Genomic DNA, 20,747 nt, shown 5'->3' with positions numbered 1-20,747 from the left:
AACCCCCTTATCATCTGGGTGTGGGGGGCTGGTTTTTGTTTATAATACACCCCCTTTAATAAAATTCCACCCCCTTCATACGCGGTCCCCGGCAAACTTTTTGTGGGGGGGGGGCCCACCCCGCCGCACCGCTGGTGGATCACTCGAAGTCCTTGACGTTCTGCAGCGTCACCAGTCCGGCGCCGGTATCCACATTGGCCTCGACGGGTTCCCCGCGGATGGCCTTGACGACGGTGTCGATGCCAAGCTCACCCATTTTCGCTGGAAATTGAGCTACGCTGGCGTCCTCCGCTCCCGACTTGATCGCTTCGATCTCACCGCAGCACGCGTCGAAGCCGACCACTATGAGGTTGTCGTTGGCAATGCCGGAATTGCTGATCGACTTGACGGCGCCAGGGATCGGCGGACCGCAGGCCGAGTAGATCGCCTTGAGATCGGGATTGGCGGTGAGGATGTCTTCGGTCACTGACGTGCCAAGTTCCAGCGTGCAGTTGGTTGCGCCCTTGCCGACGACATCGACCTTGACGTCGCCCAATCCCTCCATCATGCCCGTGACCCGGTCATCCAGAGCCGGCACCCCGGGAACGCCTTGCAGGATACCGATCTTGTCACCGCTCTTGAGCACCGTTTTAAGATACTCTCCGGCGATCTTGCCGCCGTTGAGGTTGTTGGTCGAGACCAATGCCGTCTGGCCTTTCCAGTTGGGAATGCTGTTGTCGACGAGAACCACCTTGATGCCGGCGGCCACCGCCTTGTCGAGCGCCGGCGCGACCGTCGGGTCGACCGGAGTGATTGCCAGCCCGTTGACGCCCTGCGTGATCATGGATTCGATCAGAGCGATCTGGCCTTCGATGTCGGTAGCTGCCTGGCCCTGGCCGGTGACCAGTTCGATCTCCGGATGAGCGGCCGCGTATTTCTTGGCGGCGTCCTCCATGGTCGAGTAGAACGGCACCGGGAATTTCGTAATCAGGCCAACCTTGATCTTGTCTGCGGCCGAAGCCGGCACGGAAAACGCAACAGCGATCACCAGCCCTGCGAACAGTTTTCGGTTCATTGGCATTGTATTCCTCCCTTGGATTGAGACGCCTCCCGGCGGGAGACGCTTCAGGCATTTGCGGACCTGAAAGGTCCCCAAATTTCGAACGGGTCAGGCTCCAACGATCATGGAAACCAGTTCCTGTTTGTTGCCTTTGGTCGGCACCAGTTCGCCGACCCTGCGGCCCTGGCGAAGCACCACCGCGCGATCGGCGAGCTCGACGACGTGTTCCATGTTGTGAGTGATCAGGATGACGGCATTGCCCTGGTCGCGCAGCGCAGCGACCAGATTGAGCACCTGGCGTGATTCACGCAGGCCGAGTGCGGCGGTCGGCTCATCCAGAATGACAACCTTGCGGGCGAACACGGTCGAGCGGGCCACGGCGATCGCTTGCCTTTGTCCACCCGACATCATGGCGACGACGGCATCCAGCCGCGGCAACGCAACTTTCAGGTTTGCCAGCAGAGCGCGGGTCTCGGCGTCCATCCGGCGCTGCTGCAGAAACCGCAGGCCGCGCGGAAGCCATTGCGGGCCAGCCAGCTCGCGACCGGCAAAGAAGTTCTGTCCCGGCGTCAGATTGTCGAACAGCGCCAGATCCTGATAGACGGTCTCGATGCCGGCGAAGCGCGCATCCGCAGGGGAGCGTATCTGCGTTGGCGCACCGTCCAAAAGGATCGCGCCGGCATCGAGTTGGTGCACCCCGCTGATGCATTTGGTCAGCGTCGATTTACCCGCGCCATTGTCGCCGAGCAGGCCGACGATCTCGCCGCGCCGCACCTCGATGCTGACATCGTCGAGGGCCAGAACCGAACCGAAACGCTTGGTAGCACCGCGTACCGCCAGCACGGGACTGTCCGCCGTGACCGCGTGATCGGCGTTATCCGCAGCGGCGCTCATGACTGCCTTCCGGCTTGCAGGACACGCACACGCCCTTCGAGGTAATTGCGCAGCACGTCGGACTCGACCGCGATCACGATGACCACGCCGATGACGATGAGCTGGAAAAAGACATTGACGTTGAGCAGGTTGAGCGCGTTGCGGATAACGCCGATCATGATGGCGCCGATCAAGGCATGGCCGAGGTGGCCGCGACCGCCAAGAAAGCTGGCGCCGCCAATGATCACCGCCGCGATCGTGTCCAGTTCCAGCAGATTGCCGAACAGCGGCGAACCGGCGTCGGTGCGGCCGGCAAGGATGACGGCACCGATGCCGGCGCACAGCCCTGAGATGACATAGACCGAAACCAGCACCCAGGACACGGGAATGCCCATGCGCAGCGCGGCGTCGGGCCGGCCGCCGACGGCATAAATCCAGCGCCCCCAGACCATGGTTTTAGCCATGACGGAAAGAACCGCGGCAACGCCCGCAACGACGAAAACCGATCCAGGCAGGCCCCAAACCGCCTCGCGGCCAAGCGCATCGATCGAATCCGGCATGCCAGGAATGGCGCGGCCATCGGCCAGTTGCAGGGCCAGCCCCTTGGCGATGCTCAATGTCGCCAGCGTGATGATGAAAGGATGCGGCAGCCGGCCGAAGACGTAGAAGAGCCCGTTGATGGCGCCGACCGCGGCACCGCAGCCAACCATCACGGCGATCACGATGATGGCGGGAGCACCGGCATGAAAGCTCAGCGCGCCGAAGACGGAGGCCAGTGCAAGGTTCGAGCCGACGGAGAGATCGATGCCGCGTGTCAGGATGACCAGATGCTGGCCCATCGCAACAACCGAGATGACGGCCGTCTGGGCAAGGATGTTGCTGAGATTGCGTCCCGTCAGGAAATAGGGCGACAGAAAGCTGAGAACGGCGATCAGCAGCACCAGGATGACCACCGGACCAGCGCTCAGCAGCATCAGGCCGAGCGCAAGGCCGGGAACGGCTTCTGACTTCCTCGATGCCGGCAACGCGGCCTCGCCGACAGTCGTGCCGGTGTTTCCCGTTTCAGGCAAATTTCCCCTCCCCGCCGCGGCTTGTACGAGCCGTGTCGTCAAAAATTCAATTCGTGTTCAGGTCCTCTTCTTATCGATAAAAAACAACCGGCCGGGCCGGGTCAAGTTGTTTTTTATGGATAAAGTTCATGATAAAAGGACAAGCTATAGTTCCCAAGGAAAATCCGATGAGAACCGACACCGTCTACAAGAAGGCCTTCAATCGAGCTGCGAATATGCTGCGCGACGGGCAACTGGCCGGTGAACTTCCTTCCGAAAATGAGCTTAGACGGCGAATGTGCGTCAGCCGCACAACCGTCAGAAAGGTTTTGCGGGAACTGGTTCACCGCGAACTTATCACCGAACGCCACGGCCTCAGGTCGACGGGCCGCCCGGTCAGCGACAACGATTACTATCCGGACGCCGAAACCACACCTCGCGCCAAGCATGTCGAACAGCAGTTCATGGAGTGGATGCTGCGGGGCGACACCAGGCCTGGAACCAGCATCAATGAGCTCGAGCTTGCGCGCCAATTCGGCGTTGCGACCAACGGAATTCGCGAATTCCTGATCCGCTTCAGCCGGTTTGGACTGATCGAGAAACGGCCGAATACAGGCTGGCTTTTCAAGGGCTTCACCGAAGGCTTTGCACTTGAGCTCTTCGAGATCCGAGTAATGTTCGAACTGCGTTCGGCGCAACTATTTTCACTACAGCCGCACAGTTCTCCCCTATGGTCGAAACTCGCTGCGCTCAAGATGGCGCATGCCGACCTGCTGGAGCGAATTGAGGGCCGTTTTCATGACTTCTCCGGCCTGGACAACCGGTTTCACCGGCTCATAAACGAGGCATCACCGAACCGCTTCATCGATGATTTCTACGACATCATCACGTTCATTTTTCACTACCACTATCAGTGGAACAAGCAGGACGAAAAGCAGCGCAACCAGGCGGCAATCCTCGAGCATCTCGCCTATATCGATGCGCTCGAAAGCCGCGAATCTGACCGGATTGAGCGGGCCTGCCGAGCGCACCTGGCGTCGGCAAGAGCAACGTTGACGCGTTCGCTTATCGGACTTGTTGAATGATGTAGTCGACCCGCCCTTCAAGGGAACCGACGCATCCTCTGGAACGCGTCGGAAGCAAACGCTTACGCGTGACGGATTTCCGTTCCCAGCACCTTCAAACATTCGCGGATGAACGCTGCAAGGGCCGTCCAGCCCTTTGCCGAAACCATCGTGCCATCCACATATGCCTCCGTTGGAGACAGGTCGATATAGGTGCCGCCCGCAAGCGTCACTTCGGGCTCGCAAGCCGCCAGTGCGCCGACCTTCTTGCCACGCACGACGCCGTCCACCGCAATCAGGATCTGCACGCCGTGGCAGATCGTGAAGATCGGCTTCTTGGTTTCGTGGAAGTGGCGCACCATCGCCTGTACGCGCTTGTCCGTGCGGATGTATTCGGGGCCACGGCCGCCGGCGCAGTACACGGCGTGGTATTGCTCCAACTGCTTCTCCGCGTCGGAAAAGGTTTTGTTGATCAGCGCATAGTGGCCGAGCTTTTCGGTGTAGGTCTGATCGCCCTCAAAATCATGCAGCGATGTTTTGATCAGGTCTCCGGCGCTTTTGTCTGGGCACACGACGTGGACGCTGTGGCCCACCGCTTCCATCGCCTGCTGGTAGACGAAGATTTCGTATTCCTCGGTGAATTCACCGGTCAGCATCAGGATCTTTTTGCCTGGCATGGTACTTCCTTTCCTGTGACAACGGCCGGGCGAGACCTGTACTCGCCTGGTAGGTTTGAGTTTCTAGAAGGGTGAATCGGGGAAGTAGTCTTCGTTGGCACTGGCCTGCGTGATGACCGTCAACGGCGGGTGCGGGGACATCGGGACAGTCTCAGTCGAACGCCAGCAACAAACGGTCGCGGGAATGCTCGATATGGCGACGCATCGCCTGCTCGGCAGCGGCAGGATCGGCCGCAGCGAAAGCGGCCAGGATGGCCTCATGCTCATCAAGCGCCTCCTCGGTGACGCGCGAATGGAACATCAGGCGAAATATGTGGAAGTGGGTATGCTGGTGCGCCAGTGTCTCGCGCACGAGTTCGTTGTTGGCGAATTCCATGACCTTGTCATGGAAAATGGCATCCTGGCGGGCGAAGTTGGAATACCGCAGGCGCTCGTCCTTGCCCTCACGGCGCGCCATGACGCCGGCCGACGTCTGAAGCTGCGCGAGCTTTACCTCGTCCATGAGCGCGGCTGCCTTGGCTGCGCCATGAGGTTCGAGCAGCAGGCGAAGCTCATAAAGTTCGTCAAACCGCCGTTTCGTGATCTGCGGCGCAGCGCGGTAACCGATCAGATGCGTCTTCAGCACCAGGCCTTCGCCTTCGAGCCGGCCGAGCGCCTCGCGGATCGGCGTGTGGGATACGTTGAACTCCTTGACCAGACTGTCGACGGTGATGCGCGAGCCCGGCGCAATCTTCAGCGACATGAGTTGCGCAAAAATCGCTTCGTAGACGTCCTCAACCAGGCTGCTGGAGCGCTGGATACGCCCGCCGCCGAGGTTCGTATCGTCCGCATTGAGTAAGTTCATGGCCTGCATGTTTTGCCTCTTGACACATTGAGTTGCTAACACGATGCTCTGGCTAATGCAATCCTATATCCTATACGATTTTATAGAGGATATCATTTGCGGCGGTTACGAGACAAAGCATGGCGCTAGCGGTAGCCCTGCGGGAGCAGCGTGCCGCCCCAGCGGCCTTTCCAGACATCATCACAGGATGCAGGTCATGAGCCTTTTCGCTGCGATAAGGCTGCCACGCGAAATCCTCTTCGGGAGGGGCCAACGCCACGTCATTCCGGTTGTCGCGGCCAGGCTCGGGCGTCGCGCGCTCGTCTGCACCGATGAACGTTTTGCCGCAACGGGCCAGTTCGCTGAGATTATCGCGGCACTGCGAGCCGCCTCGCTAGACGTACTGGTGCATGACCGTGTGCTGCCCGACGTCCCCCGGGACACCGTTGCCGTCTGCGTCGAGGAAGCACGGAAGTTCGCGCCCGACATGGTGATCGGCATTGGCGGCGGCAGCTGTCTCGACCTGGCCAAATGCGCCGCGCTGCTCATCAGTCACGGCGGTCAGCTCCAGGATTACTACGGCGAGTTCAAGGTGCCCGGCCCGATGCTGCCGCTGATTGCGGTGCCGACGACAGCCGGCACGGGCTCTGAAGTGACCCCGGTCGCCGTGATCTCGGATCCGGATCGCACACTTAAGGTCGGCATCTCAAGCCCGTATCTGATCGCGGCCGCGGCCATCTGCGACCCTGAGTTGACGATGACATGCCCGCCGGGATTGACGGCAATCGCAGGCGCCGATGCGCTGACGCATGCAATCGAGGCCTTCACCGCCGCCAGGCGTGGGACCGATCCCGGCCTTCCGCAGAACCATGTCTTTATCGGCAAAACCGCCTTGACCGATCACTTCGCCCTGCTGGCGATCAAGCTGCTTGGCCGAAGCCTTGAAACGGCATGCCGCCGGCCCTCTGACGAGGACGCCCGGGCCGACGTCATGATGGGTGCACTTGCAGCCGGCTGCGCGTTCGGAACGGCCGGCACAGCGGCAGCGCATGCCGTGCAATATCCGGTTGGCGCGATAACCCACACCGCTCACGGATTGGGTGTCGCCACCATGTTGCCGTACGTCATGAAGTACAACAAAACAGCCGCAGCGACCGAGATGGCCGAGATCGCCAACGCGCTCTGCCTCGATGGTAAAGGCCGGACGCCCGACGAGTTGGCCGACGCGACCATTGCCGAAGTCAGCCGGCTGTTTGGGGCAATCGGGATCACCTCCTCGTTAGCCGAGCTGGGGCTGCCCGCCGATAAGCTCGATTGGACGGCGGAACAAGCGATCGGTATCGAGCGCCTCATCAAGAACAACCCGCGTCCATTTGATTTGCGGACCATGCGACACCTGGTCCAGGCGGCCTTTGATGGCGACCTCGCCAGCATCATGTAACAATCGGGAATATCGAGATGAACACGTTTTCACAGGTTCTGGCTGACGATCAGGGCATCAGCGACTTCCACACAATCTCGCACGGGCTGTATATTGGCGGCCAATGGCGGCAGTCCGCGGATGGCAGGGTGATTCCGGTCGTCGATCCTTCGACCGAGGCTGTCATCGCCGCTGTGCCGGATGCGACCGTGGACGACGCCGCCACTGCCGTTGAAGCCGCTGCCAAGGCAGCCGATGACTGGCGAACAACGCCGCCGCGAAAGCGTTCCGAGATCCTCCGACGCTGCTTCGAACTGATGACGGACCGATCGGAGGCACTGGCTACTCTCATCGCATTGGAAAACGGCAAGGCCCTGCGGGATGCCCGCGGCGAGATCGCTTATGCCGCGGAATTTTTCCGTTGGAATGCCGAGGAGGCCGTTCGCATTACCGGTGAATTCGGTACTGCGCCTTCCGGCACCAATCGGATTGTGGTCGACTACGAACCCGTCGGCATCTGCATCCTGATCACGCCCTGGAATTTTCCTGCCGCGATGGCGACGCGCAAGATCGCGCCCGCACTTGCCGCTGGATGCACGGTGATCCTGAAGCCGGCCAGTGAGACACCCCTCACCGCCTATGCGCTCGCCGCGCTCTACCAGGACGCGGGCATTCCACCAGGGGTGGTCAACGTCCTGACAACCTCCAGTCCCGGGCCTTTGACAGCCGCCATGCTGGCCGATCCGCGGGTGCGCAAACTCTCCTTCACCGGTTCGACGGGTGTGGGTCGCGCTCTGCTGGCAGAGGCTGCCAGGCATGTGGTTTCGTGTTCGATGGAACTCGGCGGCAACGCACCGTTCATTGTGTTCGACGACGCCGATCTCGAAGCGGCGCTCGATGGTGCAATGGTGGCCAAGATGCGCAACGCCGGCGAGGCCTGCACGGCCGCAAACCGCCTCTATGTGCAATCCGGCGTCTACGAAGCCTTCTGCGATGGCCTCGAGAAGCGGATGTCGTCGCTCAAGGTCGGCCCTGGCACTGATCCGGACACGGAATGCGGGCCAATGATCACGAAAAAGGCGGTCGAGAAGATAGACCGCCTTGTCGTCGACGCGGTCACACGCGGCGCGCGGGTCATGTGCGGCGGCTCAGTCCTGTCCGGGCGCGGTTTCTTCTACCCTCCGACGGTGCTTCGCGACGTGCCGGGCGACGCAAAGATGGCGCATGAGGAGATATTCGGGCCGGTGGCGCCAATCTCGAGCTTCGAAACGGAGGCCGAGGTCATCGCACGCGCCAATGACACCGAATATGGGCTTGCTGCCTACATTTACACGCGCGATCTGGCGCGCGGCATGCGGGTGGCTTCCCGCATCGAGGCCGGGATGATTGCTCTCAACCGCGGGCTGATGTCTGATCCGGCAGCTCCCTTCGGCGGCGTCAAGCAAAGTGGGCTCGGCCGCGAGGGAGGGCAGCATCACGGCATTGCCGAGTTCATGGAGGCGAAATACCTCGCCGTCAGCATGTGAGCTGAAGAAGAATGCAAGGCGATCCTTTTCGCATCCGCGACCACGTTGCTGATTTTGACCAAATCGTGCAGGACATTGTTGACCGCAGCGAGGTCGCCCGCGCCGCCATTCCGATGACCGCTGACGTGGCCTACGGACCGGATCCGACCGAGACCATGGACCTGTTCTTTCCTGCGGGCAAAAGAACGGCGCTACCGGTGCACATCTTTGTCCATGGCGGCTACTGGAGAATGTTCTCCAAGCGCGACTACTCATACATCGCGACGACGATTACCCAGGCCGGGGCCATCGCCGTCATCCTCGATTATGCTCTGATGCCCAAGGTCCGAATGGCGAGGATCGTCGACCAGGTGCGCCGCGCCAAGCAGTGGGTCCTGGCCAACATCGCCGATCATGGCGGAAGCCCGGCGGCCCTGACTGTCAGTGGTCATTCGGCAGGAGCCCATCTTGCAACGTTTCTGTTCGAGGGCGAGCATACCCCCTCGAATGTGAAGGCAGCCCTTCTCCTGAGCGGACTCTATGATTTGAAGCCGCTCCAGGATTCCTTTCTCGCCAACGAGATTGGAATAACCGACGAGGAAGTCGCCATGTTCACACCTCTCGCCTGTCGGCATGATGCTCAAACCAAGGCGGCGGTTCTGGTCGGAGCCAACGAGACGCCACCCTTCCATCAGCAAGCCGATCGATTCAAAGCAAGCTTGCTGCGGCAGGGATCGTTGGTAACGTCGCATGTGCTCCCGAACCGCAACCACATGGACAGTGTCAGAGATCTTGGCGTGCCGGGGACCGAGGCTGGCGATTGCCTGGCAAAACTGATCGCCAAGGCCTGCTGACTAACTCGGGTTCTCCAGGCGATTTGTTTTGCGCCACTCCTCGTACTCTCCGCGGGCATCGTCATGCAGCGGATAGTAGCGTTGCAACGGCCCGCCCTCCATGAGCTTCGCTCGCGAAAACTCCTCCCAATCATGATGCTTCTGTGATTCTTCGATCACCTTCGGGGCCATCACGACGGGAAGCACCACCACCCCGTCGTCGTCGGCGACGATGATGTCGCCCGGGATCACCGTGACACCGCCGCAGGCAATCGGAACGTTGACGGCATTGGGATAGATGCTGGTCTGCACATGATAGTTTGGCGTCCAGCCGCGCAGCCATAGGGGCAGGTCGAGCTTTTCGACATTGGGCCGGTCGCGCATGCACCCATCGATGACGATACCGGCCCCGCCCCTGCCCTTGAAATACGTCGACATCATATCGCCGAAGACGCCCGAGCTCATGTCGCCGCGCGCGTCGACCACGACCACATCGCCCTCCTGCGCGTGATAGAGCACGTGCCGGTGCAGCTGTGTCTCCGGATCGGCATATTCTCCTTCGGTGAAGAGGTCCGGCCGCTGCGGCAGGAACTGCAGCGTCAGCGCCGGCCCGACGATCGACTTCCCGTGGTTTTGCGCCACCGGACCAACCATGTGCGGATTGCGGAAACCCATATGGCCAAGCGTGCCGGCAACCGTCGCGGCGCCGATCTGCCTTAGCGCGTCGATCAGGTCTTTAGGCGGCCGCATGATGTCGGAAGTATGTGTCATTGTGGACTCCGATTGAATGGAACTACCAGTTCGTAACAGAACCGTCGCGGCGCTTAAGGTGAGGCGCTTCCCAGAAACGCAAACTCTGCGTCTGGACCGCAACTTCGTTGACCTCGACGCCGAGCCCCGGCAGATCGCCGACCGGGTAATCGGTCCCGTCGAGCCGTGGTTGCACGGGGAAGAAGTCGGAATTGTCGAAGCCCAGCTTTGTTTCGGGTGCCCTGGTCTCGAGCCACGCGAAGTTGGGTACCGCGGCAGCGAGATGCACGGTCGCGGCCGTGCACACTGGACCAAGCGGATTGTGCGGCATCAGGTCCACATAATGCGCCTCGCTCCAGCCAGCGATTTTCATCGCCTCGGTGAGCCCGCCGACATTGCAAACATCGAGCCGGTTGAACTGATGGATGCCGCGCTCGATGTAGGGCAGGAACTGCCACTTGCTGGCAAATTCCTCGCCTATGGCAAAGGGGATTTCGGTCATCGTGCGCAGCGATTCATAGGCCTCCGGCGTTTCGGCCCGTATCGGCTCCTCGAGGAAATCAAGCACGCCGCGACCGAGCTTGTTGCAGAAGCTCGCGGCCTCTGCCACCGACAGCCGATGATGATAGTCGAGGCCGAGGACCACGTCGTCGCCCAGCGCCTCGCGCGCCCTGTTCAGCATGCCCGCGGTAGCGCCGATGGACTCGCGCGGCTCGAAGATGTCCTTGCTGTTTTGCCCGAAGGGGAAGAAGCGGATCGCCTGCCACCCCTGCGCGCGAAGTTCGCGGGCCCGTTCGATGGCAACGTCGCCCTCGGCCTCGTCGCCGGTCGAGGCAAAAGTGGGAATGCGGTCGCGCTGCTTGCCGCCCAGCAGCTCGTAGACCGGCACGCCCAGCGCCTTGCCCTTGATGTCGTGAAGGGCGATGTCGATGGCGGAAATCGCCGCCTGAAGGACTCGTCCGCCTTCGAAGTACTGGCTGCGGTAAATCTCCTGCCAGATCCGCCCGATCTGCATCGGGTCGCGGCCGATGAGAAACTCGCGATAGTGCTCGACCGCGCCGGCCACGGCCCTCTCGCGACCGCTCAAGCCGCTCTCGCCCCAGCCGAAGATGCCCTGGTCGGTCTCGACCTTGACGAGCATCTGGTTGCGCGTTCCTACCCACACCGGATAGGGCTTGATCGCGGTGATCTTAAGTTTCTCAGTCATCCACGCCCACGTTTCACACGCATTCGCTCTATCTCAGTTGGCCTTGAGGGCCATTTCAGTTTCGCCATCGAACAGATGCATCCGCTCCTGGTCGAACTCGAGCCAGATCTGCTCGTCGGGCGCGACGGCAATGTTCGGCGGCACGCTGACGTTGACGATGGCGCCGGACAGGAACGCCTGGACGAAGGTGACGTCTCCAGTCGGTTCCACCGTGTAGGCCTTGGCCGGAATGGAACCAGGGACCGCACTCTTGTGGAGCTTGATCGTCGAGTGACGTGCGCCGAGCACGACTTTCCTGGTCGTCGCTTTCGCCACCTTCTGGGCATTGCGCGGTGAGAGCTCAAGGCGCCAGCCCTCGGCGCCGGTCAACACCGTGTTGCCGTTTGCCGTCGAGGCCTCTAACGGAATAAGGCTCATCGCCGGGCTGCCGATGAAGCTGGCCACGAACATGTTCACCGGATGGGCGAAGACCTGCGCCGGTGAATCGTATTGCTGCAGGTAGCCGCCATTCATCACCGCCATCTTGTCAGCCATGGTCACGGCTTCGAGCTGGTCGTGCGTCACATAGATGATCGTCGCCTTGAGGTCCTGGTGGAAACGCTTGATCTCCGACCGCATCTGCACGCGCAGTTTGGCATCGAGGTTAGACAGTGGCTCGTCCATGAGGAACACGGCGGGGGCGCGAACGAGGGCACGGCCAAGGGCCACACGCTGCTGCTGCCCGCCCGACAGTTCGCGCGGCTTGCGCTCGAGCAGGTGCGTCATGTCGAGCACTCGCGCCGCTTCCTTGACCTTCTTGTCGATCTCGTCCCTGGGGAGTTTGCGCATCTGAAGCGGGAACGCCAGGTTCTTGTAGACCGATTTCTGGGGGTAGAGCGCGTAGTTCTGGAACACCATTGCGATGTCCCGGTCCTTGGGGTCGAGGTCGTTGACCACGCGCTCGCCGATGATGATGTCGCCCGCTGTGATCGGGGTCAGCCCCGCGACGAGATTGAGCGTGGTTGTCTTGCCGCAGCCTGAAGGGCCGACGAGCGCAACGAACTCGCCGTCATTGACCGTCAGCGAAACGTGGTTGACAGCTTTGAAGCTGCCATAGCTCTTGACGAGATCTTGGAGGACCACGTGGGCCATCGGCAACTCCCTAGTGCTTGACCGCGCCTTCTGTAAGGGCGCGTACGAAGTATCGTTGCAGGACCAGGAACAGCACCACGACGGGCACACTCATCATGAAGCTGGCCGCCATCAGGCCCGGAAAGTCCGTCGTATTTTCCGAGAAGAAGCGTTGGATGCCGACCGGCAGGGTCAACTGCTCGTTCTTGGAGAGGAAGGTGTAGGCGTAGATGTACTCGTTCCACGCGCCGATGAAGGAATAGATTGCGGTGGCGATGATCCCCGGCGTCGAGAGCGGCATCACGATCAAGATGAAGGCCTGGAACCGTGTTGCGCCATCGATGCGCGCCGCCTGCTCAAGCTGCACCGGGATATTGTCGTAAAAGCCCTTGAGCAGCCAGATCGCCAGCGGCAGGCCAAAGGTGAGATAGGTGAGTATCAGCGAGCCATGCGTGTTTATCAGACCGATGGCGCGCATCAGGATGAAGAGTGGCACGAGAAAGATCACCGCCGGGAACATGTTGCGCAGCAGCACGGCAAAGAACAGGAAATTCCGGCCGGGGAAACTGAAGCGCGAAAACGCGTAGGCCGCTGGGACAGCCACGATCACCGAAAGGATTGTCGTGACGGTCGACACGAAAAGGCTGTTCCAGAAGAAGCGGAGGAAGTCCTGGCCGACGCTGTTCTGCGGATCGAGCAGTTTCTGGTAGCTGGCGAGGGTAGGTTCGTCCGGCCACCATTGCGGCGGGAATTGTGTCGCCGCGAATCCGGATTTGATCGAGGTGATCAGCATCCAGATCATCGGCAACGCGGTATAAAGCAGCATGAACACGAGGAATATGCGCCCGGCCCACCGCCATCCGTCGACGCGCATGCGGCGACGGGTCTGGGCTCGAGGCGCTGTTTCGGCAATCGTGCTCATCAGGCGCTCCCCTCTTTCCGCTCGTTGCCGCTTAACGCACGGACGTAGAAGTAGCCCAGCGTCATCAGCGTGAGGAACAGGAGCACCGAATAGGCCGATGCCACGCCCCAGCGCTGCCGTCCGAAGGCGAGCTCATAAATGTGGGTTATCCAGATATGCGATGCGTTCGACGGCCCGCCGCCGGTCATGATCCAGGGGATGATGAAGGAATTGAAGTTGGCCACCGCGAGCAGCAGCATCGTCACCACCGAGACGTTGCGCAAGTGCGGGAAGGTGACGTGCCAAAAGCGCTGCCATGCATTGGCACCGTCGACTTTTGCGGCACGCAGCAACTGGTCGGGGACTGTCTGCAGGCCGGCCATCATCATGATCATGGCAAACGGAAACTCGCGCCAGATATTGACGACGATCAGGGAGGGCAGCACCGTGCTGACATTGTCGATGAAATTCGGCGGATGGGCGGCCAATCCGAGGCCGACCAGCACCGCGCCGATGATCCCGAAGTCCGAATGGTAGATCCACTTCCAGATGTAGGAGGCGGCGACGGCGCTGATGACCCAAGGGATGATCAGGACGGCGCGCAGGACACCACGGCCGATGAAGTCGCGGTGGAGCGCCAGCGCTGTGGCAAACCCCAGGACAAAGGAGATGAAAGTTGACCCCAGAGTCCAGATCAGCGTGTTCCAGGTGACTTTCCAGAACACCTGACTGGTGAGGATGGTCGTGTAGTTATCGAAGCCGATGAAGGTCTTGTCGCGGAGTTGCAGGCCAGGCGGTGTCTTAAAGAACGACAGCTCGACCGTGTAGTAGATCGGATAGGCGATGACGATGAGCATCACGGCGATCGCTGGGAGCACGTACGCGTAGTCCGCGCGATGCTCCCAGACCTTCCGCAGCGCGCCGGACCAACCGGGTTGCAATCTTCGGCGAGCCTCGGCCTTGCCGGTCACGATCGTCACTTGTGGCGTGCCCTTTTTCTTCGGAACGCTGCGGCTGCGCCAGCGGCGCAGCCGGTCCAGGTCGTAGGTGTGGCTTGGACTAGAGTCCGCCCATCAGGTCTTTTACCTTCTTGGCCGCGTCGTCCGCTGCCTGGTCGACGGTCATCGCTCCGGTCAGGGCATTCTGCAGCATGTCCGGGATGATGATGTTCATGATCTCCGGGGCCTGCGGCAGAGCTGGGAACGGGATGCCGTATGGCAGCATCGAGGTGGTGACGTCGAGGAACTTGATGTTGTCCAGACGTTCCTTCATCCACTTGGTCTTGAAGCCGTTGAGGTTGCCAGGGTTTGATCCGGCGTAGGCCATCTTCAGCGACCATTCAGGGCTCGTCCACATGCAGATGATAGCTTTCGCGGCCGGCTCGTCTACCTTGCCGCCCTCGACATATTCGGGTTTCAGGATGTGAATGTTCGAGCCGCCGAACACGACGGCGCGCTTGCCGTCGGGACCAGTCGGGATCAGGCCGTAGCGCATGTTGTCGATGACCGTCTGCGCCTTGTCCTTGTCGGTGCCCGTCGCCTTTTTCTGCAGGTCGAGCATGACGTTGTAATCGGACGGGTGCGAGATCATCATGCCGAGCTGGCCAGCGACGAACAGGGGCTGATTATCGGCCTGCTGATTGGTGAGTGCCGAAACCGGAACCGACTTGTCGCGAACATACATGTCGTAGGAGGCTTGCAGCGCTGCCTTGCTTTGCGGGCTATCGAGCTGGACCTGCTCATAGGTCGGGTTCGGCGTCGCTTCGTCGAAGACACCTCCGCCATAGGCCCACAGCTGTGGCATGAAGCGGTACGGCGTATTGCCGGCATTCTTGCGAGCCACGAGGCCATATCCGGCAATGCCGAGCTTGTCGTGGATCTGCTTGGAATACTTGACCACGTCGTCCCACGTTGCCGGCGGCTTGTCCGGATCGAGGCCGGCCCGCTTGAAGATGTCGGCGTTCCAGATGAACGCCATCGTCTCATTGTTGGTCGGAATGCCGTAGGTCACGCCCTCCCAGGTCACTGCCTTCATGGCGCCGGGCCAGAAATCCTCGGTCGAATACCCCACGTCCTCTGGCTTGAGCGGCTGCAGATAGCCCTTTGAGGCGAACTCGGTACCACCCAGGATCTGCAGGCGGACCGCCATAGGCGCGGCATTGCCCAGGAGCGCGGTGCGGAACTTGTCGAGAAGGTCGTTATAGGTGAGGGCTTGTTCCTCGAGCTGGATGTTCGGATAGGTTTTGCGGAAGGTCTCGAAGAAATCCTTGTAGTACTGGCGCAGGAGGTCGGGGTCGCCCTCGAACACGCCCTGATACCAGAAAGTCAGTCGCCCCTTGTAGTCGAGCGGGGTGACCTTGGCGCAATCGGCCGCCGTGTCAAAATCCTGTGTGCCCGCAATCGAGCGCACATATTCCGGCGACCACTTGCTCAGGTCGACCGGCGGTGCACCCAGCGCCGATGTAGACGTCAGGGATGCCATCAAAGCAGTGGCGACAGTGCCGCGCAGGATGGCACTGCCGAGCGCAATTCTCGTCATAGGTATCCTCCCTGGTTCTCCCATGCCGCCCTAAAGCGGTCCTTGCTCGTTTCGATCGCGAGGATGCTTCTGCCAGCTCAGTGTATCCTCTCGATCGCTTGGTACGTTTTCAGATCGTGAATTGCCTGTCAACGCGCTGGATCGTACATTGTTTGCGAAAGCCGTGTGTGATATCGGGCAAGGTATGTATTAAATTGGGGAGCCCGGCCTTGGCCGAAATCAGCGATTTCAAAGCGATGCCACCGGTGGGGACCGATCCCATCGGGGCCTCCAGCGAGGGCGCCTCGCTTTATGAATTGATCAGGGAAGATATCATCGAGGGACGGCTCGCTGCCAACGAACGGCTTGTCGTCACCGATCTCGCCCGGCGTCACGGCACTTCGACCAATCCTGTGCGCGAGGCCCTGCAGTTGTTGCGCGGCGAAGGGTTTGTCACCTTTGTCGCCAACCGCGGGGCGCGCGTGCGACCCATTGATCAGGATTTTGTCCGGGATATCTACGAGATCGGTGTTCTGATCGAGCCAGCCCTGACACGATGGTTTGTGAATATGGCTACCGGCGAGGACATCGCCGAACTCGAACGTCTCCAAGGCCTGATCGAAGAGAACAACTTCGCCGACACATTCAGGCACAGTGAGCTGGATACCGCTTTCCACACCGTGATGTACCAGCGGCACTACAACCGCCACGCCGCCGAGCTTTGGTGGAAGCACCGCGAAGTGCTGCGAGCCGTGAGCCGTCGTTTCAATTTCACGCTGGCGCGACGTGCCGCGATCATGCGCGAGCACCGCGAACTCATCGCGCTTGTGAAGGCGGGAGAGGCCGACAAGGCGGCCGAACTCGTTTCCCGCCATGTCGAGGGTTCGGGCCGGCATATTCTCGAACAGATGCGAGCGCGCAACGCCGCTCGGGCCGGATAGAATGTCCAGTCCAGAACATCGTTAGCTGACCATTTCCAGGCAAAGGTAGTTGAGATGAAAATCACGAGCATTCGGCCGTGGCTGATCAAGTCCGGTGCTTCTTACTGGGGAGAGTTCCTGTTCGTCGAAGTGACGACCGACGAGGGAGTGAGCGGCTGGGGAGAGATCACCACCACGACAAGGCTCGCCAACCGCGCTCTCTGCACGATCCTGCGGCAGATCGGCGTCGCCGTGACAGGCGAGGATCCGGCGCGTATCGAGCATCTCTGGCACAAGATCTTCCGCAGCTTCACCTACATGGGAAGCCGCGGCGCCGCTGTCGAATGCGTGAGCGCCATCGATATTGCCCTCTGGGACATCCGGGGCAAAGTCCTTGGCAAGCCGATTTACGAGTTGCTTGGCGGGCCGGTACGCGATGAAATCGCGCTCTACACCCATCCCAACCAGGCCAAATTCACCAGCAAGGAGGCTGTGGTCCGCGAAATTCTAGACATTGTCGAGTCCGGACACACTGCGCTCAAGTTCGATCCCTACCCCCACCAGGGCCGCAGCGCCGATGGCCTGCCCCGCGAACAGCGAGACGGCTACCTCGATGGCAGCATGACCCGCAAGGACGAGCGCGAAGCCGCCGACCTCACGGCTCTGATCCGCGAAACGGCAGGACCCGATGTCGACATTCTCATCGATGCGCACGGCCGCTTCGACGTCCCCACCGCCATTCGCCTCTGTCGGAGCCTCGAGGAGGCCGGCCAGATCGACTGGTTTGAGGAACCCTGCCCGCCCGAGAGCCTTAACGCCCTCAAGCAGGTGCGTGAGAAGGTCAATACCGCCATCTCGTGGGGCGAGCGCGGCCACACGAAGTGGGATTTCGTGCCGGTACTCGAGAACAGGCTCGCCGACTACATCATGCCCGACGTTACCTGGACCGGCGGCATTACCGAACTCAAGAAGATTTCTGCGCTGTGCGAAGCCTACTACGTGCCGGTCTCGCCACATGACGCCGCGGGACCGATCAACGTGGTTGCGGGAGCGCAGGTGATGATGACCGTCCCCAATTTCTACAAACTCGAAACATCGGAGTGCAACCTGGGCAAATACGATCACCTGATCGACAGACCACTCGACATTTCGAACGGCAGCCTCAAGCTGTCGTCGAAGCCTGGTCTCGGTATTCAGATGGACCGCGACTACCTGCAGGCCTACGAGATTGAGTTGGGCTAGCAAGACCAAATGCCGGCCCAGGGTGCGGGACGACAAGCCGAAAACGAGGATAAGTCATGGCAAAGAGAGGTGGCGCCGACGAAGCGCTCAATCGGGTAAACGCGAACTCCAAGCCATCCCAGCTTCGCATCACCGACATGCGGGTAGCCGAAATCGTCGGCGCGCCGTTCACCTCGACCCTGCTCAAGATTTACACCAACCAGGGCATCGTCGGGCTTGGCGAGGTGCGCGACGGCGCCAGTGCCACCTACGCGCTGATGCTGAAGAGCCGGCTGCTTGGCGAGAACCCTTGCGACATCGACCGCCTGTTTCGCCGGATCAAGCAGTTCGGTGGCCATGGCCGGCAAGGCGGCGGCGTCTCGGCGGTCGAGATCGCGTTGTGGGATCTCGCCGGCAAGGCCTATGGCGTTCCCATCTACCAGATGCTCGGCGGCCGGTTTCGGGAGAAGGTGCGCGTCTATTGCGACACCGACGCTACCGTGCCGAGCGGCACCGAGACCGGCAAGCGCCTCAAGCAGCGCATGGCGCTCGGCTTCACCTTCCTCAAGATGGATCTGGGGCTGATGCAGATCGCGGATGTACCCGGTGCGGTCGTCTCCCCTGCTGGTTCACTTGAAGGGTACCGCATCCATCCCGGCCGCGGCCCGGTCAAGACCATGGAGGAGCGGCGCGCCCGCAATGCCGCTTACGATTTGCATAACGTCCCCCATCCGTTTACCGGCCTCCACTTTTCCGACAAGGGCCTCGACCTGCTTGAACAGTACATTGCCGAGGTTCGCGATGTTATCGGCATGGATATTCCGCTCGCCATTGACCATGTCGGCCACATCTCGCTGCAGAACGGCATTCGGCTCGCCAGGCGGATTGAAAAATACGTGCCGGCCTGGCTCGAGGATGTGATCCCATGGCAGTACACCGAGCAGTTCCGGCAACTGCAGGCCGCCACTACGGTGCCGATCTGCACCGGCGAGGACATCTACCTTAAGGAAGGCTTCGAGCCTCTGCTCAAGAGCGGCGGCCTTTCCATTATCCACCCGGACCTGCTCACCAGCGGGGGCATCCTCGAGAGCAAGAAGATCGGCGACATGGCCCAGGACCACGGCATCGCAATGGCCATCCATATGGCCGAAAGTCCAATCGCCGCAATGGCCGCGGCACATGTCGCGACCGCGACCGAAAACTTCATGGCGCTCGAATACCACTCTGCCGATGTCGACTGGTGGGACGATATCGTCACCGGCCTTCCCAAGCCGCTCGTGAAGGACGGCTTTATCACTGTTCCGGACAAACCTGGCCTGGGGATTGACGACGTCGTCGACGAGGTGATCTCGCAGCATCTGCAGCCGGGTGTCACCGGCATCTGGCAGCCCACGGATCATTGGGACGACGAGTATTCCTGGGACCGTATCTGGAGCTGAGGCGAAAAGAACCGAAGATGAAGATCACCGATCTCCGCTGCGCCGTCATCGGCAAACACCCAATAGTCCGCATCGTTACCGACGAGGGCCTCTATGGCCTTGGCGAAGTCGAGTTCACCAAGACCTATCTCAAGCCTTGGGTGCTGCATTTCCGTGAGGCGCTGATCGGCGAGGACCCTACCGATGTCGAGCGGGTGATGCTGAAGATCCGCCAACGCGGCTCTTTCAAGCCCTATGGCGCGGCGGTAAGCGCTATCGAGCATGCGCTGTGGGACATAGCCGGCAAGGCCGCAGGCGTGCCGGCCTACAAACTGCTCGGCGGCAAGGTGCGCGACAAGGTGCGCGTCTATAACGGCTCGATCCGCCAGAAGCGAACGGGGAACCGGCCGGAGGATTACGCCGCTGACGTGAAATGGATGATGGAGCAGCCGCAGAATTTCTTCATGATCAAGCAGGGAATCTCGTTCCATTCCAACATGAAGGACACCATCGAGGGCTTTCACTACGGCGTGACGCAGAAGAAGGCCGGCTATCACGGTGCCATGGACCAGGGCGTGATCAGCGAGCGCGGTTTCAACCATATGCTCGACTGCGTGATGGCGATGAAGGAAGTGCTGGGCGACAAGGTCAGCCTGGCGCTCGACTGCGGCCCGGGCTGGATGCTGCCCGATGCGATCAAGTTCGCTCGCGCGGTCGAGAAGTACAATTTGATGTGGCTCGAGGACATGCTGACCGGCGACTATGTGCCGTGGGTCAATCCGCAGGCCTATCGGGAGTTGACCACCTCCACCTCGACGCCAATCCATACCGGCGAGCAGATATACCTGCGGCACAATTTCAAGGAGCTGATCGAAACGCAGGCGGTGCGCGTCATCGGCCCCGATCCAGCCGATATTGGCGGCATTGCCGAGCTCAAATGGGTCGCCGAGCACGCCTATATGCACTCGATCCTGATGGCACCGCACGGCACCGCGAACGGCCTTCTGGGCCTCGGCGCGCTGATCAATGTCTGCGCCACCCTGCCCGCCAACTACATCGCGTTCGAATGCCCGAGCGCCTCCGACCCCTGGTGGGAGGACCTCGTAATCGGCCTGCCGTCGCAGATCGTGAAGGACAGCATGGTGGACCTGCTGGAAGCGCCGGGGCTGGGCCTCGATATCGACGCCGAAGCAGCCAGGAAATATCTCCGGGACGAGGATGCAGGCTTCTTCGACTGAACCATCCTTCTTGCGCCACCCTGCACTGCGCGGACTGCTTCACGCAACCTGTCATCCGGAATGACCGTTTCGGGCCGGGGAACGAACCCGCTGCGCGGGATGGGCGCATGGGGTGAGGTAGAGATCAAGAACCGGTCGTCGCGCTCGCGTTGAGCGTCGTTCGGCTCGAGCAGAGCATGGCG

Annotated in this window: 19 protein-coding genes; 8 read left to right on the top strand and 11 right to left on the bottom strand. The window is 61.0% G+C overall.

What is annotated here, in order from left to right; all coding sequences use genetic code 11:
• Positions 1-139: 139 nt before the first annotated feature.
• From NKH28_RS32360 to NKH28_RS32350, 3 genes are all read right to left on the bottom strand, one after another.
• Positions 140-1,054 (bottom strand): sugar ABC transporter substrate-binding protein, encoded by a 915-nt coding sequence (locus tag NKH28_RS32360; protein WP_352503634.1) that lies wholly within the window; start codon positions 1,052-1,054, stop codon positions 140-142.
• A 93-nt stretch (positions 1,055-1,147) separates the two neighbouring features.
• Positions 1,148-1,933 (bottom strand): ATP-binding cassette domain-containing protein, encoded by a 786-nt coding sequence (locus NKH28_RS32355; protein WP_352981261.1) that lies wholly within the window; start codon positions 1,931-1,933, stop codon positions 1,148-1,150.
• Positions 1,930-2,982 (bottom strand): ABC transporter permease, encoded by a 1,053-nt coding sequence (locus NKH28_RS32350; RefSeq protein WP_352614824.1) that lies wholly within the window; start codon positions 2,980-2,982, stop codon positions 1,930-1,932. Before NKH28_RS32350 ends, NKH28_RS32355 begins: the two co-directional genes overlap by 4 nt.
• A 167-nt stretch (positions 2,983-3,149) precedes the next feature.
• On the opposite strand from NKH28_RS32350, the gene NKH28_RS32345 reads away from it, so the two are divergent.
• Positions 3,150-4,046 carry a GntR family transcriptional regulator gene (locus NKH28_RS32345; protein ID WP_352819659.1) on the top strand — a complete coding sequence of 299 codons (897 nt, stop codon included), beginning with the start codon at positions 3,150-3,152 and terminating at the stop codon, positions 4,044-4,046.
• Positions 4,047-4,108: 62 nt separating this feature from the next.
• Here NKH28_RS32345 and NKH28_RS32340 read toward each other — a convergent pair whose 3' ends face one another.
• Both NKH28_RS32340 and NKH28_RS32335 read right to left on the bottom strand, forming a co-directional pair.
• Entirely contained in the window at positions 4,109-4,702 is a 594-nt protein-coding gene (locus NKH28_RS32340) for a DJ-1/PfpI family protein (protein WP_352474439.1), read from the bottom strand.
• A gap of 151 nt (positions 4,703-4,853) precedes the next feature.
• A complete protein-coding gene (locus tag NKH28_RS32335; RefSeq protein ID WP_502898605.1) occupies positions 4,854-5,546 on the bottom strand; it encodes a GntR family transcriptional regulator in 693 nt (230 codons plus the stop codon).
• A gap of 196 nt (positions 5,547-5,742) precedes the next feature.
• Between NKH28_RS32335 and NKH28_RS32330 the strand changes: the two genes are divergently transcribed.
• Genes NKH28_RS32330 through NKH28_RS32320 form a run of 3 tightly spaced genes read left to right on the top strand, consistent with a single transcriptional unit; the run spans position 5,743 to position 9,304 of the window.
• Positions 5,743-6,966 carry an iron-containing alcohol dehydrogenase gene (locus tag NKH28_RS32330; protein WP_352819655.1) on the top strand — a complete coding sequence of 408 codons (1,224 nt, stop codon included), beginning with the start codon at positions 5,743-5,745 and terminating at the stop codon, positions 6,964-6,966.
• A 17-nt stretch (positions 6,967-6,983) separates the two neighbouring features.
• Complete coding sequence (locus NKH28_RS32325; RefSeq protein WP_352819653.1) at positions 6,984-8,471, top strand: NAD-dependent succinate-semialdehyde dehydrogenase; 1,488 nt, start codon at positions 6,984-6,986, stop codon at positions 8,469-8,471.
• Between the two features lie 11 nt (positions 8,472-8,482).
• Positions 8,483-9,304: an alpha/beta hydrolase gene (locus NKH28_RS32320; RefSeq protein ID WP_352819651.1), complete on the top strand. Its 822-nt coding sequence runs from the start codon at positions 8,483-8,485 to the stop codon at positions 9,302-9,304.
• Here NKH28_RS32320 and NKH28_RS32315 read toward each other — a convergent pair whose 3' ends face one another.
• From NKH28_RS32315 to NKH28_RS32290, 6 genes are all read right to left on the bottom strand, one after another.
• Positions 9,305-10,054: a ribonuclease activity regulator RraA gene (locus NKH28_RS32315; protein ID WP_352823232.1), complete on the bottom strand. Its 750-nt coding sequence runs from the start codon at positions 10,052-10,054 to the stop codon at positions 9,305-9,307. It lies immediately after the preceding gene.
• 22 nt (positions 10,055-10,076) lie between these two features.
• A complete protein-coding gene (locus NKH28_RS32310; RefSeq protein WP_352981259.1) occupies positions 10,077-11,240 on the bottom strand; it encodes a mandelate racemase/muconate lactonizing enzyme family protein in 1,164 nt (387 codons plus the stop codon).
• A 33-nt stretch (positions 11,241-11,273) separates the two neighbouring features.
• The gene (locus tag NKH28_RS32305; protein ID WP_352819645.1) at positions 11,274-12,371 is read right to left on the bottom strand and encodes an ABC transporter ATP-binding protein; all 1,098 of its coding nucleotides are present in this window, start codon (positions 12,369-12,371) and stop codon (positions 11,274-11,276) included.
• 10 nt (positions 12,372-12,381) lie between these two features.
• Complete coding sequence (locus NKH28_RS32300; RefSeq protein ID WP_352819643.1) at positions 12,382-13,272, bottom strand: carbohydrate ABC transporter permease; 891 nt, start codon at positions 13,270-13,272, stop codon at positions 12,382-12,384.
• Positions 13,272-14,231: a carbohydrate ABC transporter permease gene (locus tag NKH28_RS32295; RefSeq protein ID WP_352819641.1), complete on the bottom strand. Its 960-nt coding sequence runs from the start codon at positions 14,229-14,231 to the stop codon at positions 13,272-13,274. Before NKH28_RS32295 ends, NKH28_RS32300 begins: the two co-directional genes overlap by 1 nt.
• Positions 14,232-14,310: 79 nt before the next feature.
• Complete coding sequence (locus NKH28_RS32290; RefSeq protein ID WP_352823238.1) at positions 14,311-15,789, bottom strand: ABC transporter substrate-binding protein; 1,479 nt, start codon at positions 15,787-15,789, stop codon at positions 14,311-14,313.
• Positions 15,790-15,998: 209 nt separating this feature from the next.
• On the opposite strand from NKH28_RS32290, the gene NKH28_RS32285 reads away from it, so the two are divergent.
• The 4 genes from NKH28_RS32285 to NKH28_RS32270 are packed head-to-tail and all read left to right on the top strand — an operon-like array spanning position 15,999 to position 20,565.
• Positions 15,999-16,709 (top strand): GntR family transcriptional regulator, encoded by a 711-nt coding sequence (locus NKH28_RS32285; protein WP_023679253.1) that lies wholly within the window; start codon positions 15,999-16,001, stop codon positions 16,707-16,709.
• A 54-nt stretch (positions 16,710-16,763) separates the two neighbouring features.
• Positions 16,764-17,930 carry a mandelate racemase/muconate lactonizing enzyme family protein gene (locus NKH28_RS32280; protein ID WP_352981258.1) on the top strand — a complete coding sequence of 389 codons (1,167 nt, stop codon included), beginning with the start codon at positions 16,764-16,766 and terminating at the stop codon, positions 17,928-17,930.
• A 56-nt stretch (positions 17,931-17,986) separates the two neighbouring features.
• Positions 17,987-19,348, top strand: coding sequence for a mandelate racemase/muconate lactonizing enzyme family protein (locus NKH28_RS32275; protein WP_352614805.1), 1,362 nt, complete (start codon positions 17,987-17,989; stop codon positions 19,346-19,348).
• A 17-nt stretch (positions 19,349-19,365) separates the two neighbouring features.
• A complete protein-coding gene (locus NKH28_RS32270; protein ID WP_352981257.1) occupies positions 19,366-20,565 on the top strand; it encodes a mandelate racemase/muconate lactonizing enzyme family protein in 1,200 nt (399 codons plus the stop codon).
• Positions 20,566-20,747: the final 182 nt, after the last annotated feature.

The organism is Mesorhizobium sp. M1227 (assembly GCF_040318315.1).
Taxonomy (GTDB): Bacteria; Pseudomonadota; Alphaproteobacteria; order Rhizobiales; family Rhizobiaceae; genus Mesorhizobium.
This window is presented reverse-complemented; position numbering and strand designations above follow the sequence as displayed.